This window comes from Vibrio sp. Hep-1b-8 (genome assembly GCF_006124995.1).
In the GTDB taxonomy this organism is placed as follows: domain Bacteria; phylum Pseudomonadota; class Gammaproteobacteria; order Enterobacterales; family Vibrionaceae; genus Vibrio.
In genome coordinates, this window is the sequence record NZ_QEWN01000001.1 from 61,570 (window position 1) to 79,931 (window position 18,362).

Annotated in this window: 17 protein-coding genes; 10 read left to right on the forward strand and 7 right to left on the reverse strand. The window is 45.3% G+C overall.

Going from position 1 to position 18,362, the window contains the following annotated elements; genetic code table 11:
- The first annotated feature begins 137 nt into the window (after positions 1 to 137).
- Together DA100_RS00300 and DA100_RS00305 are read left to right on the forward strand one after the other, a co-directional pair.
- Complete coding sequence (locus DA100_RS00300) at positions 138 to 1,043, forward strand: manganese-dependent inorganic pyrophosphatase (RefSeq protein ID WP_138970317.1); 906 nt, start codon at positions 138 to 140, stop codon at positions 1,041 to 1,043.
- 67 nt (positions 1,044 to 1,110) lie between these two features.
- Positions 1,111 to 1,488, forward strand: coding sequence for a DUF2750 domain-containing protein (locus DA100_RS00305; protein WP_138970318.1), 378 nt, complete (start codon positions 1,111 to 1,113; stop codon positions 1,486 to 1,488).
- On the opposite strand, the gene DA100_RS00310 is transcribed toward DA100_RS00305, so the two are convergent.
- From DA100_RS00310 to pspF, 7 genes are all read right to left on the reverse strand, one after another.
- A complete protein-coding gene (locus tag DA100_RS00310; protein ID WP_138970319.1) occupies positions 1,485 to 2,267 on the reverse strand; it encodes a DUF2927 domain-containing protein in 783 nt (260 codons plus the stop codon). The genes DA100_RS00305 and DA100_RS00310 overlap by 4 nt on opposite strands.
- 8 nt (positions 2,268 to 2,275) lie before the next feature.
- The gene (locus tag DA100_RS00315; RefSeq protein ID WP_138970320.1) at positions 2,276 to 3,061 is read right to left on the reverse strand and encodes an ATP-binding cassette domain-containing protein; all 786 of its coding nucleotides are present in this window, start codon (positions 3,059 to 3,061) and stop codon (positions 2,276 to 2,278) included.
- The gene (locus DA100_RS00320) at positions 3,058 to 4,056 is read right to left on the reverse strand and encodes an oligopeptide/dipeptide ABC transporter ATP-binding protein (protein WP_138970321.1); all 999 of its coding nucleotides are present in this window, start codon (positions 4,054 to 4,056) and stop codon (positions 3,058 to 3,060) included. Before DA100_RS00320 ends, DA100_RS00315 begins: the two co-directional genes overlap by 4 nt.
- Positions 4,056 to 4,943 (reverse strand): putrescine export ABC transporter permease SapC, encoded by an 888-nt coding sequence (gene sapC / locus DA100_RS00325; RefSeq protein WP_138970322.1) that lies wholly within the window; start codon positions 4,941 to 4,943, stop codon positions 4,056 to 4,058. Before sapC ends, DA100_RS00320 begins: the two co-directional genes overlap by 1 nt.
- Positions 4,930 to 5,892, reverse strand: coding sequence for an ABC transporter permease subunit (locus DA100_RS00330; RefSeq protein ID WP_138970323.1), 963 nt, complete (start codon positions 5,890 to 5,892; stop codon positions 4,930 to 4,932). The genes sapC and DA100_RS00330 overlap by 14 nt, the downstream gene beginning before the upstream one ends.
- A complete protein-coding gene (sapA, locus tag DA100_RS00335; protein ID WP_138970324.1) occupies positions 5,892 to 7,511 on the reverse strand; it encodes an ABC transporter substrate-binding protein SapA in 1,620 nt (539 codons plus the stop codon). Before sapA ends, DA100_RS00330 begins: the two co-directional genes overlap by 1 nt.
- Before the next feature lie 116 nt (positions 7,512 to 7,627).
- Complete coding sequence (gene pspF, locus DA100_RS00340; RefSeq protein WP_138970325.1) at positions 7,628 to 8,620, reverse strand: phage shock protein operon transcriptional activator; 993 nt, start codon at positions 8,618 to 8,620, stop codon at positions 7,628 to 7,630.
- A gap of 202 nt (positions 8,621 to 8,822) precedes the next feature.
- On the opposite strand from pspF, the gene pspA reads away from it, so the two are divergent.
- The 8 genes from pspA to DA100_RS00380 all read left to right on the forward strand — a co-directional run bounded on the left by pspA (position 8,823) and on the right by DA100_RS00380 (position 18,355).
- Positions 8,823 to 9,491 (forward strand): phage shock protein PspA, encoded by a 669-nt coding sequence (gene pspA, locus DA100_RS00345; RefSeq protein WP_138970326.1) that lies wholly within the window; start codon positions 8,823 to 8,825, stop codon positions 9,489 to 9,491.
- Positions 9,492 to 9,571: 80 nt separating this feature from the next.
- A complete protein-coding gene (gene pspB, locus DA100_RS00350; protein ID WP_138970327.1) occupies positions 9,572 to 9,805 on the forward strand; it encodes an envelope stress response membrane protein PspB in 234 nt (77 codons plus the stop codon).
- Positions 9,768 to 10,187 carry an envelope stress response membrane protein PspC gene (gene pspC, locus DA100_RS00355; protein ID WP_171052107.1) on the forward strand — a complete coding sequence of 140 codons (420 nt, stop codon included), beginning with the start codon at positions 9,768 to 9,770 and terminating at the stop codon, positions 10,185 to 10,187. The genes pspB and pspC overlap by 38 nt, the downstream gene beginning before the upstream one ends.
- 141 nt (positions 10,188 to 10,328) lie before the next feature.
- The gene (locus DA100_RS00360) at positions 10,329 to 11,360 is read left to right on the forward strand and encodes an efflux RND transporter periplasmic adaptor subunit (protein ID WP_138970329.1); all 1,032 of its coding nucleotides are present in this window, start codon (positions 10,329 to 10,331) and stop codon (positions 11,358 to 11,360) included.
- Position 11,361: 1 nt separating this feature from the next.
- Positions 11,362 to 12,450 carry an efflux RND transporter periplasmic adaptor subunit gene (locus DA100_RS00365; protein ID WP_138970330.1) on the forward strand — a complete coding sequence of 363 codons (1,089 nt, stop codon included), beginning with the start codon at positions 11,362 to 11,364 and terminating at the stop codon, positions 12,448 to 12,450.
- Positions 12,443 to 15,544 carry an efflux RND transporter permease subunit gene (locus DA100_RS00370; protein WP_138970331.1) on the forward strand — a complete coding sequence of 1,034 codons (3,102 nt, stop codon included), beginning with the start codon at positions 12,443 to 12,445 and terminating at the stop codon, positions 15,542 to 15,544. The genes DA100_RS00365 and DA100_RS00370 overlap by 8 nt, the downstream gene beginning before the upstream one ends.
- A 63-nt stretch (positions 15,545 to 15,607) precedes the next feature.
- Entirely contained in the window at positions 15,608 to 16,174 is a 567-nt protein-coding gene (locus DA100_RS00375; protein ID WP_138970332.1) for a DNA-3-methyladenine glycosylase I, read from the forward strand.
- 531 nt (positions 16,175 to 16,705) lie between these two features.
- Entirely contained in the window at positions 16,706 to 18,355 is a 1,650-nt protein-coding gene (locus tag DA100_RS00380; protein ID WP_240800859.1) for a ShlB/FhaC/HecB family hemolysin secretion/activation protein, read from the forward strand.
- Positions 18,356 to 18,362: the final 7 nt, after the last annotated feature.

Consider the following 18,362-nt stretch of genomic DNA (forward strand, 5'->3'; position numbering starts at 1 on the left):
CAATGAATCGAATAGTCATTGCTTATGCCGAAATATTCTCGCCTAGGCGATGACAAATTATCAGAATCAGGTAAAATATTGCCCTCGTGAGTAATGACCCATCGTATGGGAAGAAATTTAGTCAGATAGGAAAAAAGATGATTCTAGTTGTAGGTCACAAGAACCCTGATAGCGATAGTATCTGTAGTGCGTTGGTAGCGACAGAGCTACTGAAAGCTCGTGGTGTTGAAGCTATGCCGATTCGCCAAGGTGAGATTAACCGTGAAACCCAACATATTCTTGAAGTTGCGGGTGCAGAAGTTCCTGAACTACGTACTTCGGTAGCGGGTGAGAAAATCTGGTTAGTAGACTACTCAGATCTAGCACAAGCGCCGGATGATGTGGCTGAAGCAGAAATTCTTGGTATCGTTGACCACCACCGTCTAGGTGATGTGATGACAGTGAACCCAATGGAAGCTTGGATCTGGCCTGTTGGTTGTACTAACACTATACTGTTCAACATGTTTAAGATTGAAGGTCATGAGATTAAGCCTCAAATTGCTAAGCTTATGATGTCAGCTATCCTATCTGATACAGTAGGTTTCGCTTCTCCAACATGCACTCAGAAAGACAAAGATGCGGTTGAAGAGTTAGCCAAAATCGCTGATGTATGTGATGTTGATGCATTCATTAAAGATCTGCTGATCGCTAAAACAGATATCGAAGGTCTTTCAGCAGCACAACTTGTAGAAAAAGATCTAAAAGGTTACCCATTCAACGGTCGTGACGTTGTAGTTGGTCAGGTTGAACTTGCGACACTAGAGCAAGTAGACGGCATGATCGATGCACTAGAAGCGGACCTAGAGCGTCGTTGTTCTGAAGAAGGCCTAGCGTTTGCAGCAGTAATGCTAACCGACATCACAACAGCGCAAACTCGCCTACTTTATAAGGGTGAGTGGGCAGAGAAGCTTGTTAAGCATGAGAAAGATGGCATGCTTATGATGGAAAACACTCTAAGCCGTAAGAAACAAGGCTGGCCTTGGCTTCAAACTGAACTGGCTTAATTTCCAGCTCAATGAATTTTAAACGCCCATGGCTTTCGCCGTGGGCGTTTTATTTAGAGGAACAAAAATGTCACTATCTAAAGAGCAGTTAGAAACCGTTAGCAAGATGCGTCCTGATGAGCGATTTAATTACTGTATTAAAGAGATCGCGAAACATCGTCAAGTATGGATTCTGACCGATGAACATGGCTGCGTAATGCTCAACACAGAAGATGAAGACTGTGTCCCAGTGTGGCCTCACGAGGAGTTCGCAACTCAATGGGCAACGGGGGACTGGGAACATTGCAAAGCTGAATCAATATCGACTGCAAAATGGTTTAGCCGTTGGACGCATGGTCTGGAAGATGATGAGTTGTCAGTTGTTGTTTTCCCGAATGACAACGAAGAAGGGGTCGTTCTTTACCCTGATGAATTCGAATTTGAACTAAAAAAGCGCGCTAATTAGTAGCCAATGAGCTGAAATAGTTCGCCACTTTTAGCAACAGAAACGGCTCGTTCCAGCGTGCCGTTTTTTTTGTATCTACGCAAAATGTTAGCAACGACTGGTTTCGCTTCCTGTTCGCTCATTCCCGCCTTTAATTCGGGTTCATAGAGTAACTTGAGCAGTATAACATCCAGTGGAGACAGCAGATCTTCAGGGGTTTGGTCGTTGAAAATAGAGGGGTATGCACTTTCTGAATCGTTAGGTAATCCCATGACCTGAGTGATTTCTTCAACAATACAAGCGAGCAGTTTACCGTGTTCTCTTGCTTGGTCGACAGGAATAATGACGGCGGCACCAGACATAGAGCTATCGGGATTGAGCCAATACCCCGCTTTACAAATGGCACCATAAACATTATCCAAGGCAGGCTTGCCAAGTTCACGTTCAATGTCCTTACGCCATTGAGATTCCTGAGTAAAAATCCAGATAATGTTTGCCTGTTCACGTGATGAAACTCGGGTAATGGAGTGGCCAGTGATCGCGGCAAGATGACGAATGTGGGCATTGGTTAACTCATCATGCAGTTCGCTGTCAGGAACCCTATGGTCGACCCAGATGCGCACTGGCTTGTTCCATTTCACCAGAGGCTTTTTCCCTGCGGAATACTCGTTGCGTAAGGCGACATTGACAAATGCACTCTCGACAAAGCGAGTATCAAGCCAAGTCTGTTGATTGGAATAAGCGAGCGCCGCAGAAGGCAGCGTGAAAGAGAGTAGACTGATTAACGCTATCCTTAGCATCTCGTATCCTATTTGAAGCAGGTTGCCTTGTTAAAATGGCTCTCTACCAATCTTTGAGTGATAGGGTGTTCTGGGTAAGAGAGCACCTGATGAGTCTCACCACTTTCTACCACTTCACCTTCGTGCATCACCATCACTTTATCGGTAATGTGTTTTACTACGCCGATATGCTGCGATACATAGATGAAGGAAACGCCCATTTCCTCCTGCAATTCCAAAAACAGGTTAATGATTTGAGAACGCATTGCCATGTCGAGACCGTTTAGGGCTTCATCCGCGACTATAATGGATGGCTGCAATATCAGCGCTCGCGCAAGACAAACACGCTGCTTTTGACCAGTCGCAAGCATCTGCGGATAGAAGTACGCGTGTTCAGGTAACAGGCCGACACGCAGTAACGTCTCTTTGACACGTTTGATTCGCGCTTCAGGAGGCATGCTGGTATTTCGTTTCAAAGGCCCTTCCAGAATGCGACCAATTTGAATGCGCGGGTTTAATGAGGTATTTGGGTCTTGGAAAATCATTCGAATCAGTTTACAGCGTGTCGAGTAATCTTCATGTTCTAAGCGTTCACCATTGACTCTTATTTCGCCCGATGTCGGTTCGACTACGCCAGATAGCATACGTGCTAAGGTCGATTTCCCTGAGCCATTCTGTCCGATAAAGCCAATGGTTTGCCCTGCCTCAAGACTAAAGCTGACAGGTTTCACCGCCTCGTGAACTTTTTTACGAAAGAGTCCGGCTCGAGTGACAAAGGTTTTTGATAAGTCGGTGACTTCTAATAGGGCACTCATGCTTTTTTCTTCTCCATGTTGAGCGGGAAGTGGCAGGCAAACTTGTGATTCTTGATTCTTCGAGTCATAGGTATTTCTACACATTGGCGCTGAGCATACGGGCAACGCGGACCAAGTCGGCATCCGATTGGCAAGTGCTGCAATGGAGGAATGGTTCCAGGCAACGATTGCAGCTTCTCTTTGTGTGGGATCCAATCACTAAAGTCAGGCATCGCTTTCAGTAGCGCAACGGTATAAGGGTGCTTCGGCTTGCTAAGTATCTTTTTGGTATCGGCTGATTCTACTGACTGACCACAGTACATAACAGTGATTCGATTTGCCCACTGAGTGATAGTGGTTAAGTCGTGACCAATCAATAGGATAGAGGTATTGTGAATCTGGTTCATTCGACTCAACAGACGCAAAATTTGCGACTGAGTAATCGGATCCAAATCGTTCGTTGGCTCATCGGCGATCAGCAGTTTTGGCTTGGCAGCAATTGCCATTGCAATCATGATCTTCTGGCATTCACCGTCGGTCAGCTCATATGGGTAGCTGCGCATGATCTGTTGGTGATTCTTAATCCCCACTTTATGTAGCAAAGCGGTCGCCTGTTTTTTACGCCATTTAAAGCGTTGCCACCATTTTCCTTCAAATGAACGAGAAGGAATCGCTTCAATCAGCTGTTTTCCTACCTCTTCTGATGGATCTAGGCAGGTTGATGGCTCTTGGAAAATCATCGCGATGTCACGTGCGATGACCCGGCGACGCTCTTTTGGAGTGAGTTGCAACAAGTCCACGTTGCCGAGACGCATTCGGTCCGCGGTCACTTTCCAGTTGTCTTTACAGACACCGACAATCGCTTTTGCGACCAAGCTTTTACCTGAACCTGATTCACCTACCAAACCACGAATCTCGCCCTCATTCATGGTTAGGCTCATTCGGTCTACGGCTTTCATCATGCCTTGTGGTGTTTCGATCTCAATAGTGAGGTGGCGGATATCTAACAACGGCATTACTCGATCCCCGCATTTAGCGCTTGGCGAACACCTTCACCAACGAGGTTAATCACAATTACAGTAAACATGATGGCTAGACCAGGAAGTGTCACCGTCCAAGGTGCCAAGTAGATCAACTCGACAGAGTCACCCAATACCGCACCCCACTCGGTGCTGGGGGCTTGTGCACCCAGACCCAAGAATCCAAGCGCAGTGATATCTAAAATAGCAATAGACCAAGCCAAGGTTACTTCACTGGCGACCACAACAAGTACGTTAGGTAAGATCGAGTTCCAGAGCAGATAGAAGTCGTTCGCGCCGTCTAGCCTTGCCGCCATGATGTAATCTTTTTCGACTTCTGTGTGGACGGCAATATAGACGGAACGAATAAAGCGTGGGATCAGGGCTAAACAGATCGCAAGTAAGATATTGAACTCGCCAAAACCAAGAAATGCGACGAAGATGATCGCAAGCAGCAGCGACGGAATCGACATCACGGTATCGAGTAGATGGTTTAACGTACTTGATAACAAACCCTTCGTCATACCCGCGAGAACGCCGATAACACAACCTACAACAGTGGCGATAATCGTGACAAGGAATGCGGCACCAAAGGTGAATCTAGACCCTTCAATCAAGCGAGACAATATGTCACGCCCTAGGTCGTCTGTACCAAGGAAATATTCAACAGTCCCCGCTGGATTCCATGAAGGTGGGATCAAAAGCTCACCAGTTTGAGCTTGTGGATCATGAGGCGTGATCCAAGGTGATAACAGAGTGATGACAATGATGAATAATAGGCACCACAGTCCGAACATCGCTAAATTGTTAGCGCGGAAGCTACGCCAGAATCGCTCGAATTGGGTTGGGATATGTTCTTCTTGATAGACGTTATCGGTTAGCATACCACTCTTTCCTTACTAGCGGGTTGATCATAGCGCCAATCAAATCCGACAAGATGTTTGCGGTTAGCACGAAGGTAGCAACAACAATCACCCCTGCTTGAATAGAGACATAGTCTTGTTGAGAAAGTGCATCAAGAAGCCAGCGACCGATGCCAGGCCAGTTAAAAATCGATTCAGTGATGATCGCCAGAGTGAGCATACTAGACAGCTGAACACCAATCTTTGGAATGATCGGTGGGATAGCGTTGCGCAGTACATGTTGAGTGACAATCTCGTGGGTCGAGAGACCTTTTATGCGCGCAGCACGAATGTAGTTTTGGCTCATCACTTCAGCTACCGATGTACGCATCAAGCCAATTACCTGTGTTGTTGGGGCCAGTGCTAGGACTAAACAAGGTAAAATGAGATGCTCAATGACACTTTGCAATGCGTGAGCACGATAAGCTCCATTAGCAAAGAAAGCATCGATGATGGCAAACCCTGTGACATGATCGATCTGATAGAGCAGATCGTAACGACCCGCAACAGGGAAGATTTCAAAATGTAGGGAAAACACCATGATCATCAGTAGCGCAATCCAGAATAGCGGAGCCGAATAACCTGACATTGAAGTAAACGAGATTGCCGTATCGATCCACTTACCTTGTTTCATACCCGCCAGAGTACCGATGGGAATACCAATAAACAGAGAGATAGAAAAGGCAATCAAACACAGTTCTAACGTTGCGGGGAAGACGGTTTTCAACTCATCAACGATGGCCACGCCGGTTTTACTGACGCCGAAATTAAGTTGCATTAACTCGCCGAGGTAGGTTAGCCAACCACTCCAAAAATCTTGTAGCGCCCACGCTGAGTTGGGCTCTAGGCGTAAGATGCTAAAGCCAACCATGGTCAGGATCAGCAGAGTAATGATAAACAGGTTGAGTCGTCGAACAGCATAGAGCAGCATTAGCGAACCCTCTCGACGGTATCAAATGGCTGAGCGTTAAACGGACTCACTTTAAATCCTTTCAATGAACTATCGTGCGCTTGCAATTGCATTCCATGGTTGAGTGGAATAACAGGAAATTCTTCATTCAAAATATTTTGCGCTTGTTTATACAGATTCTTTCGGTAACGAAGTTTGTCGACTTCAAGCGCTAGGTCGAGTAAGAAATCGAAGTCTGGGTTACACCAACTGGATACATTAAGACCCACTCGATCTGAATCACACGACAGCAGCGGTCGTAAAAAATTGTCAGGGTCGCCAGTATTCGCAATCCAACCCGTTAAGTACAGGTCAATATTGGCGTTGCTATCCACATCACCACGACTGTAGCGGTCGTTGGTTAACAGGTTGAGTTTTATGCCAACATCGGCGAAGTTTGCTTGGATTAATTCGGCCGTTTTTCTAGGGCTAGGGTTGTAAGCACGTGGCTCTAGAGGCACTGACATTGTCAGCTCTAACCCTTTGCTGTATCCCGCTTCTCGTAGCAACGCGATGGCGTAATTACGGTCATAACGAATCTGGATAGTGTCTTTCTGATATGCCCAAGACGAGGGAGGTAAGACAGAATAAGCCTGACTGCCAGTGCCATAGTAGACTGAATCGAGAATGTTCTGTCTGTTTATCGCGTAATTCAGAGCTTTGCGTATGCGAGCATCATTCAACGCTGGGTGCGAGGTGTTTACAGCAACAAAAGAGATATTCATTGCAGGTTTTGCTGTCAGCTTAACGTCGTCACTCTGTTCAATAATCGGTAACTGGCTTGAGAGTGGTGAATTGAGCACATCACACTCTTTGCGTAACAGTTTCGCCAACGTTCCTGTCCCACGCTGTGAAATATCGAATACCACTTGATCCATCTTTGGCTTCGATTTCCAATAGCCTTTGTGTTTCTTCAAGCGGATCAAATCGTTAACCTGATATTCAGCTAAATAGAAGGGGCCAGTACCAACGGGATGAGAGTCGATCATGCCTTTATCATCACGCAGCTGTAACTGACTAGCATACTCTTTTGAAAGAACAACGGCATGGCTAGTGGCGATGTTAGACAGAAAACTATTGTCGGGGCGGCTAAGAGTAAACTTGACGCGGTACTCGGAAAGGGCAGTCACATCAATCACAAGGTTATTGAAGTCGATACCACTAAACCAAGGGTACAGGCCGCTGCCCACATAATGAAATGGGCTGGTGCTATCTATGATTCGATGGAAGCTGAAGACAACGTCATCGGCATTCATGGTGCGTGAGGGCGTAAACCAAGCGGTCGTTTGAAACTGTACGCCTTTACGTAAGTCAAAGGTGTACTCAGTCCCTTGTTTGTTTACTTGCCAAGCAGTAGCGAGACTTGCAACGGGCTGGTAATTATCATTATCTAAGGTCAACAGAGTGTTATAGATCTGGGGACTCAAGGTCTCTGAGGTAATACCGCTGTCTACCAACTGCGGGTTGAATGTTGCTGGGCTGCCTTGACCACAATAAACAAAACCGTTTTGACGAATTTTGCTGTGATCAATTTCTTCACCGCAGCCAGCTAAGAGGCTGAGGCTAAATAACCCTAATGTAAACTGTATGAATGCTTTCATAGAAAGAACAATTGTCTGGGACAAAGCATAATGGAACTGATCATTATGCCTTAAGATCCTAATAATTTACCACTAAATACAATCAGTAACCAAAGCAAAAGTACAGTTTTGCAAGGTTAATTGAGGTTTGTTAGGTCGTACTTACGAACCATCCCTCTCAATTGATGGTAGCTCAGCCCGAGCATTTCTGCGGCTTTACGTTGATTGAACTGACTCTGTTTCAATGCTTCAGTCAGAATGAGCTGATCTTGCTGCTCTTGCCACAACTTGTAGTCGAGCGGGAACGTGAACGTGTGAGCCGGAGAGATATCGTCATCTTGCACACTAGAATCTGTTGTTTGCCAGCCAGATTGAAAAGGGTCGAAGACAAGGGTGTCGATCGGATCTTGTTGTTGACCATGCTGGTATACGGCTCGTTCAATGACATTTTTCAGTTCACGAACATTACCTGGCCAATGGTACTGGAGAAGGCTTTTCTCTGCTTGGGCGGAAAAGCCAACAAAGTACTCATAGCCCAATTCACGACACATCTTAATCGCATAATATTCTGCCAGCAGTAAGATATCTTCTTGCCTTTCTCGCAGAGGAGGCAAATGAATGACATCAAACGCGAGTCTGTCGAGCAAGTCAGCACGAAAATCACCACTCTCTGCCATTTGAGGAAGGTTAGCATTGGTTGCACAAACTAAACGCACATTGGCGTTAAGCAACTGATGTCCCCCTACACGTTCATACTGCCCATACTCAATAACACGCAAGAGTTTTTCCTGCACCAGTAGTGGAGCGGTGGCAAGTTCATCAAGAAATAGTGTTCCATTTTCTGCACGTTCAAATCGCCCTTTATGTCTGCCTTTTGAACCAGTAAATGAGCCCTGTTCATGACCAAATAGCTCTGAATCGATGAGACCTTCGCTAAGCGTCGAACAGTTGAGTGAGATAAGTGGCTGATCCCAACGTTTAGACAAATAATGTAGGCGCTGCGCAATCAGCTCTTTACCCGTACCTCGCTCGCCAATAATTAATACTGGTCGTTCTATGGCGGCCAGCTTCGAGACTTTGTCGAGTACCGATAGAAAAGCAGGGGATTCCCCGATGAGATTTTGCTGCATGCTGCGACTCCGTGGCGAAATTTACCAATAGTTGGTTAAATTCAGCATACATCGATATGGTATGTATTGGTATGTTTTTATAAATAACTGATTTGTAATGTTTATTTTTTTGGCATGTAATTTGTTATATAGAACTAGAACCAAGGTATTTTGTTGAGCCGATGAAGATCGGTTCTCGCTAACTGTAATAAGGAGCCTAGCTATGGGTATTTTCTCTCGATTCGCAGACATCGTAAATTCAAACATCAGTGCTCTATTGGATAAAGCTGAAGATCCGGAAAAGATGATTCGCCTTATCATTCAGGAAATGGAAGATACGCTAGTTGAAGTGCGTACCAATTCAGCGAAAGCGATTGCTGATAAGAAAGAATTGGCGCGCAAAGTTGAGTCTATTGAAGACACAATCAATGAGTGGCAGCAAAAAGCAACGCTTGCGCTAACCAAGCAGCGTGAAGATTTAGCGAGAGCGGCTCTGATTGAAAAACAGAAGCTGCAAGACCTTCTTAAAGGTCTTCACACTGAACAGACATTAGTGGAAGAGACGATTGATAAGCTGACTGGCGAAATCGGCAAACTCGAAACTAAAATTACCGAAACTCGCGCTAAGCAGCAGGCGTTAGCGATTCGCAGCCAAACGGCTTCAAATCGTCGCGATGTGCAAAAGCATCTTCACACGGCGCGTACCAGTGAAGCAATGGCCAAGTTTGAACAGTACTCGCGCAAGATCGATGAGATGGAAGCCGAAGCGGATCTCTATGCTAAAACGGGCAATGCCAAATCCTTGGATCAAGAGTTTGCTGAGTTGCAAGCCGAAGACGAAATTGAGAAAGAGCTACAAAAACTCAAACAGCAGATGGAAGAGAAAAAGTAATTCTCGGTTTGTTTTGTTAATTTAAATAGGCAGATAGTCTGGTTTGTTCCAACAATCTGCCTTTACTAAGGAGTTATTGTATGTCGTCATTTCTTATTGCTGGGCCATTGATTGTTTTTCTGATTTTTGTTGCACCTTTATGGTTATTTCTTCATTACCGCAGCAAGAAGAATGCAAGCACAGGGTTGTCGAGTGAAGACCTTCAGCGTCTAGAGCAACTCTCCGATAAAGCAGAAAAAATGCACAAACGGGTCGAAACGCTAGAACGCATTTTAGATGCAGAATCTCCAACTTGGAGGCGTCGTTATGAGTAGCAAAGAACTATATCGTGATACGGTAAATGGCAAAATTACAGGGGTATGTGCGGGTCTGGCCAACTATTTTTCGTTGGAAGTTTGGTTGGTACGTATTCTGGTCATTTCTGCGGCGCTGCTTGGTGGGAGTTTTTTAGTTTTGCTCGCCTATGTCGCGATGACATTAATGATAGAAAAGCAGCCTGCGAACTATGTTGAGACAATAAAGGCTCAGCAGGAGCATAAGTTAAAAAACAAACCATGGCAGCAAGGGCAAACGCCGGATTCTTTGCTTAATACCATTGATAAGGATTTGTCGCAGCTCGAAACACAAATCCGTGACATTGAAGCGTATGTCACTTCAGATGCCTTTAAAGTCGATAGAGAGTTTAAGGCTTTATAGCTCTATTGTTCAAAAGTGCGACTCCATACTCATATCAAGGCAAATTATTAATTTTCATAATAATTTACCTCAAGTGCTGTGGAAGTCGCGTTATCATTCATCTATCTTTGTAACTAATAGCTACAAACGGATGATTGACTCATGCATAAATCTTTGTTGTTGCTTGCCATAACCTCTGCACTAAGCGGTTGTGGTAAGGAACTCCCTCCTGTCCCTGAACCAGAATCCAGACCTGCTAAATTATTTACTGTTTCTGTCGGCAATGCCCAATTTGAACGTGATTTTCCTGCCACGTCAGAAGCCGGTGATAAAGCAGTGCTGGCGTTTAGAGTGCCCGGTCAAATGCAATCCATCGATGTCCTAGCGGGGCAGATGGTGAAAAAAGGGGATGTACTGGCATCACTCAATCCAGATGAGTACACATTACTCGCCAAGCAGGCCGAAGCCCAGTTTCGTTTAGCGGATGTTCAATATCAGCGTTATAAAAAGCTGCGTGAAGATAAAGTCGTTTCAGAGCAAGACTTTGATCAAGCCAAAGCTAACCATAATTCTGCTAAAGCGACGCTAGAGCAGGCCCGTGCGAATCTCAGATACACCAAGCTGGTTGCACCTTATGATGGCACTATCTCGCTTATTGCTGCGGAAAATCATGAGTATATGGCCGCCAAACAGGGTGTAATGAATGTTCAGACCAACCAGCTAATGAAGGTGATTTTCCAATTACCCGATCACTTGCTCAATAAGTTTGCTAGTGGGGTAAATTTAACCGCAACCATGACCTTCGATGCCTTCCCTAATAATCAATATGATTTAGTGTTTCAGGAAGTGGATACCGAAGCTGACAGCAAAACGGGATCATATAAAGTCACTATGGTGATGGAACGGCCTGAGGATGTGGGTATTCTGCCAGGTATGGCAGGTTCAGTGCACGTTGCTGTTGAATCCACCGGCGCCACTCAAATACCTCAATCCGCGTTAATGGAGCAAGACGGAAAAACGTATGTTTGGCGTGTTGACTCCCAAGGTATCGTTTCTCAAGCCCATGTAGAGATAAACGACAAACTTCAGGTGCAAAGTGGCCTCAGTGAAGGTGACCAAATTATTGTGTCTGGTGTCAGTGGTATTGAGGCGGGTATCAAAGTCCGCGAATGGATTAAAGAGCGAGGGTTGTAAGATGAAACAGTGGTTATGTCTCGGTCCTCTCGCATCTTTAGTCATGTTGGCTGGATGTGGTGGTGAACCGCAGTATGTCGATTTTGGTACACCTAAAGTGAAAGTCGTTGATCTGTCTAGTCAGTCTGTTGTTGAGGATAGACTCTACTTTCCAGCGGTCGCAAATGCGGCTGAGCGTTCACATCTCAGTTTTCGTGTCGCGGGTGAAATTAGTCGGCTCTATGTTAAAGAAGGTGACCAATTAAAACAGGGTGACTTAATTGCAGAGTTAGACCCAACAGATTACCAACTTGCAGTCGACAATGCTTCGGCGCGTTATAGTGTAGTGGATAGTCAATACAAGCGTTCTAAACCGTTAGTTGATAAGGGCTTGTTAGCTAAGTCGCAGTTCGATGAAATAGCGGCAAATCGTCAAATCGCTTACGCAGAGCTCGAACTTGCTAAACTACGCTTGTCCTTTACCAAGCTTCATGCTCCGGTGGATGGCATCATCTCTCGTGTCAATGCCGATCAGTTTGAAAACATTCAAGTTGGGCAGCAAGTGGTCAACATCCATAGTGTCGACAGTGTTGAAGTGCTGATTCAGTTGCCTGACCGTCTTTATACAAATCAGCCGAATCAGGCTACCTTGTCAAAAATTCAGGCGGTCGTAAAAGTACCGAGTGGTAATCAGTATTCAGCTCAGATCAAAGAGTTCACCACTGAGCCAGATCCTGCCACTGGCACCTTCACGGTGACATTATCAATGCCAATGCCGGAAAAGGAGTACATTCTTGATGGTATGCCTGTGGAAGTGACATCGAAAGGTGAGAATGTCGGTCTAAAGCTCAACCTCGGGGTTCAAATTCCAATTGAAGCCATTTTCAATGGGGATGGCGATGATCTGGATAAAGAGAACAAATATGTATGGCGCTTAAATTCGGATAGCACAGTGACCAAGCAGCAAGTGATTGTAGGTAAGGCTAGTAAAGATCTAATCCAGATCTTAGATGGCTTAAGCCAAGATCAAACCGTGGTGGTTGCGGGTCTGTCGAGATTGAGAGAAGGAATGCAAGTTCAAGTGGTTAAACAGGAGGCAGGCAATGAGTGAAGTGAATAATAACTTGCCTCAGGATGATGACAAGATTACCGGCATAGCGGCGTACTTTATTCGCAACCGTGTTATCAGTTGGATGATATCACTGATATTTCTGATTGGTGGTACAGCGGCATTTTTTGGATTGGGGCAGTTAGAAGATCCCGCTTTTACTATCAAAGATGCCATGGTTGTCACCTCATATCCGGGCGCGACACCTCAGCAAGTTGAAGAAGAAGTGACTTATCCGCTAGAGAAAGCCATTCAGCAACTCACCTACGTAGATGAAGTCAATTCTATATCGAGCCGAGGGTTGTCGCAGATCACCGTGACAATGAAAAACAACTATGGCCCTGATGATTTGCCTCAGATTTGGGATGAACTGCGCCGTAAAGTGAATGACTTGAAAGGGCAGTTACCACCGGGCGTCAATGCTCCGCAAGTCATCGATGATTTTGGAGACGTTTATGGCATTTTGCTGGCCATAACGGGAGATGGATATAGTTATAAAGAGCTACTCGATTATGTCGACTATCTAAGACGAGACTTGGAACTTATCGATGGCGTGAGCAAGATTTCCGTTTCAGGACAGCAACAAGAGCAGGTGTTCATCGAAATCTCGATGAAACGAATGAGCAGTCTTGGTTTGTCTCCCAATACGGTGTTCAACTTACTCGCGACGCAAAACGTTGTATCAGATGCCGGTGCGATCAGAATTGGTGATGAGTACATTCGTATTCATCCGACTGGTGAGTTCCAGAATGTGGATCAGTTGGGCGATTTGATTCTGACCGAAAGTGGTGCTCAAGGTTTGATTTACTTGAAAGACGTCGCGGATATCAAACGTGGTTATGTCGAAGTACCAAGTAATATTATTACCTTTAACGGCAAGTTGGCGCTGAACCTTGGGGTCTCTTTTGCTCAAGGGGTGAATGTAGTTGAAGTTGGTAAGCGTTTCGACCGCCGCTTAGCGGAGCTAAAATATCAGCAGCCTGTGGGTGTCGATATTGCAGAGATATACAGTCAGCCAAAAGAAGTCGACAAATCGGTGAGTGGATTTGTTGTGAGTCTTGGTCAAGCGGTGGCGATTGTAATTATCGTACTGCTTTTCTTCATGGGGTTGCGCTCAGGTCTGTTGATCGGATTGATTCTGTTATTGACGGTACTTGGCACCTTTATCTTCATGAAGTATTTCGCGATTGATTTGCAAAGGATTTCTCTTGGTGCACTGGTTATCGCTTTGGGTATGCTGGTGGACAATGCCATTGTGGTGGTCGAAGGGATATTGATAGGAACCCAGAAAGGTCGAACGAGGTTGCAAGCGGCAACCGACATTGTGACTCAGACTAAGTGGCCACTACTAGGGGCTACGGTTATTGCTGTGACGGCTTTCGCACCAATCGGTTTATCTGAAGATGCAACAGGTGAATACTGTGGCACTTTGTTTACCGTACTGTTGATATCGTTGATGCTAAGCTGGTTTACCGCAATCTCATTAACACCATTCTTTGCTGATATCTTCTTTAAGGGACAAAAGTTCAAGCAAGAAGGTGAAGAGAGCGATCCATACAACGGCATGATCTTTGTTATGTACAAAGGCTTCCTTGAGTTCTGTATGAAGCGAGCATGGCTGACCGTTGGGGTTCTAATACTTGGTCTGGCAGCGAGCATCGCAGGATTTACTCAAGTTAAGCAATCATTCTTCCCATCGTCGACGACGCCAATCTTCCAAACCGATGTTTGGTTACCTGAAGGGACAGATATTCGAGCGACTAACACCAAGCTAAAAGCGTTAGAGTCATGGTTATCGAGCCAAGATGGCGTTGAGCACGTTACGACGACTGCAGGTAAAGGCTTACAGCGCTTTATGCTGACCTACGCGCCGGAAAAGAGTTACGCAGGTTATGGCGAGATTACAACTAGGGTCGCCAGCTATGAGCAGTTAGCAAATTTGATGACGCAATTTAGGCAGCACCTTGAAGACAACTTCCCAGAAATTAACTACAAGCTGAAACAAATTGAGTTAGGTCCTGGTGGTGGTGCAAAAATTGAAGCAAGAATCATTGGCTCTGACCCGACTGTATTACGTGGTATTGCGCAGCAAGTTTCGGACATCATGCATGCAGACCCAGGAGCGACGAACATTCGTCATGACTGGCGTGAGCGTACTAAGGTACTTGAACCTCAGTTTAACGAAAGTCAGGCGCGACGTTACGGCATCACTAAATCAGACGTGGATGAATTCCTCGCAATGTCGTTCTCGGGTAAATCGATAGGTGTCTACCGAGACGGAACAACGCTAATGCCGATCGTGGCACGTTTACCTGAAGATGAGCGAGTCGATATCCGTAACATTGAAGGAATGAAGATATGGAGTCCTGCACTCGGTGAGTACATTCCATTACAACAAGTCACTATGGGTTACGACTTACGCTGGGAAGACCCGATTATTGTGCGTAAGAATCGTAAACGTATGCTGACGGTAATGGCCGACCCTGACATACTCGGTGAAGAGACAGCCGCGACGTTGCAGAAACGTTTAATGCCGCAGATAGAAGCTATTGAGTTGCCACCAGGTTATTCTTTGGAATGGGGCGGTGAATACGAGTCTTCTGGTGAAGCACAGGCATCTTTATTCACTACCATGCCAATGGGTTACCTGTTCATGTTCTTGGTCACTGTGTTCCTATTTAACTCGGTCAAAGAACCACTGATAGTGTGGTTGACTGTACCGTTAGCCATTATTGGGGTAACCACGGGCTTACTGGCACTTAATACTCCGTTTGGCTTTATGGCCTTGCTGGGTTTCCTCAGTTTGTCCGGCATGTTGCTGAAAAACGGTATCGTCTTGCTTGACCAAATTGAGATAGAGATGCATTCGGGTAAAGATCCATACGTTGCGGTCGTAGATGCGGCACTTAGCCGTGTGCGACCTGTATGTATGGCGGCGATTACCACGATATTGGGTATGATTCCTCTCTTACCTGATATCTTCTTTAAGCCGATGGCGGTGACGATTATGTTTGGTTTAGGGTTTGCAACTGTACTGACACTTATTGTCGTACCAGTGTTGTATCGTCTATTTCACAAAGTCAAAGTGCCAAACTAACGGGTTGAATACAAAAGCGCCCCTGACTCTGTTGGGGGCGTTTGTTTTTTAGGGAGAAAAGGAATGAGCAAGGAGACAACCTGTGCATGGGCGATGAACCATGAACTTGAGCGTAATTATCATGACGCTGAGTGGGGAGTGCCTGTTTACGACGACACCGTGTTATTTGAGTTCATCACTTTAGAAGGGGCGCAAGCCGGCCTAAGTTGGATTACTATTTTGAAAAAAAGAGCAGGCTATCGTGCAGCTTTTGAAAACTACCATCTAGAAACCCTCGCTCAATATGATGAATCGGAAGTAGAACGCATCATTGAGAATTTTGATGTGGTTAAACATCGTGGCAAGATCACCTCGGTATTCGGTAATGCCCGTGCCGCATTGGCCCTAAAGGAAGAGTATGGTAGCCTTTCTGATGCATTGTGGCAGTTTGTTGATGGACAGCCCATCGTCAATCACTGGACCGAGATGAGTGATGTGCCTGTCTCTACTGAACAGTCAAAAGCGATGAGCAAATTTCTCAAGAGAAAGGGGTTTAAGTTTGTTGGTGAGACGATCTGCTATGCCTTTATGCAGGCGGTAGGCATGGTGGATGATCATCTGATTAATTGCCCTAAAAAGTACGTTAATTAAGGCTGTAGCAACTATTCTGCCTATAGAGTCCTGATTAGCGTTTTTGGTCGAGATCCAACTTTAAAGCTTCGAATCACTTTAACTACAGAGGTACACCATTTTGCTCAGTGGTGTACCTTTTTGTATGGTTCGGAAACAGTGTGAATTCAGTAATTCCCCTTGTGATACCAATGCGCTCAGTTTTGGTTGCCTTTTACCTCGTAGAAAACGCATTAATTTTGTTTTGTCGATTATGGTGAGTGACCTAACGATGTGTATAGGAAAGTTCTTGGGACTACAGTCTTTGATGTAGGAAGGGGGGAGATAGTTGATGGCATTATCAATAAAAAGCCATTTCTTTTGATAGGTTATGCCAAGCTTAAATGATTCCTACGGACAGTCTTATATCTTAATTATGTTCAATGTGTTAGTGATCTCAATAGCATTATATCTATCTATTGAAGGTGGTGATCATCACTCATGCTGAGTTCCCTTGTACTACTGTGCAGCAATAAGCTGCACCACATATTCTTTCTTAGCGGGAGCATATTGTTGCTCACGATAGCCTCATTCGGCTTGTGTTCACGGGGAGTTAGCGCCAATGAATTGCCTTTAGGGCCATTAGCGACTCAAGATATTGAAGAAGAGCAGCGACAACGTCTTAAACAACTTGAAGAAAGTACTAATGCGCTTCAAGAACTGACTCCTGCTCCCACGCTTCCTGACTCTCAGCTAATAGAAGATACTCAATGTATTGATGTTACTGAGATACAATTTTCTGGGAATACTCAGTACAGTAATCAAACACTGGCCGAGATATCTGACTTTCAAGCTGGATGTATTGGCCTGAATACAATTAATTACTATCTTCGCAATATCTCTAATCACTATATCGAAGCGGGCTATGTCACTTCCCGTGCTTTTATGACACCACAAGACCTGTCTTCTGGGGTGTTATTGATTGTGATTGTCGAAGGGAAGGTAGAAAAGGCTCTCTTCAATGGGAAGGACGCTGACTTTTTAGTTATGGCACTTCCGGGTATCTCTGGTGGGTTATTAAACTTGAGGGATATTGAGCAAGGGCTTGACCAAGTTAATCGGCTATCACGATACAACGCGCAAATAAAGTTATTGCCTTCGACGCAGCAAGGCTACTCAATTGTTGATATTCAAACAGTGGAAAACCATCTTGTTTCCCTTGGCTCTGGTTTTAGCAATAGTGGACAAAAATCGACAGGCGAAGAGCAACTTTCTATCAGTTTAACCGGTGAAAACTTTTTTAAGTTGCTGGACCAGTGGAGCCTCCGTGCAACCAAAAGTGCGGCAATGATTAACTCGAAGGATTCCGAAAGCTTATACTTAGGCATTGATATCCCTGTTGGTTACTGGAACTTTGGCTATCGCACCTCTTACAGCAACTACTTCACGACGTTTAACAATCAGGGTTTCACGTTTGATTCGTCAGGGAAAACCAACAGTCATGACATCGAGCTTAAATGGCTTTTCTATCGTGATGACGTGAGTAAGTCGGCACTGAAAACGACTATCAGCCATCGCCGAGAAAAGAACTACATCCTCGGTAATTTACTCGAAGCAGGCTCTCGAAATTTGTCTTCCGCTTCCCTCGCTTGGGAGCACAGCACTCGCCTAGGTGGGGGCTTTATGAGTTTATCGCCCAAGGTTTCGCTCGGAACCGATTGGTTTGGCGGCGAAAGAACGCAATCGCAGGATGACTCTCTACCGACCGCCCAGTTTGTCAAAGGCTCATTAACGGGAAGTTATACTTATCCAATCACCCCAGCGCTGTCACTGTCCAGCACCCTATTTGGTCAGTGGAGCAACGATACTTTGTATGGCAGCGAGCGGCTCAGTATTGGCGGTGAATATTCCGTCCGAGGTTTTAAAGGCACTTCTGTTTCAGGGGATGAAGGGTATTACTGGCGAAATGACCTTAATTACCGTTTAGGGCAATGGCCTTATATTGGTCCCGTCTCTACTCAGTTGGCGCTTGATACTGGCACTATCGTAGAAGACAGCCAAGACGCCTTTGAGCGAGGTTCGCTCTTTGGTAGCAGTTTGTCATTAAAAACTCAGGCTCAGTATGCCTCGAGTTCACTCACCTTTGGGTTTCCGATTGAAGCCCCTTCAAGACTTCATGTCGATGATTACGTGGTCTATTACCGCGTAGATGTCTCAATATAAATTTGGC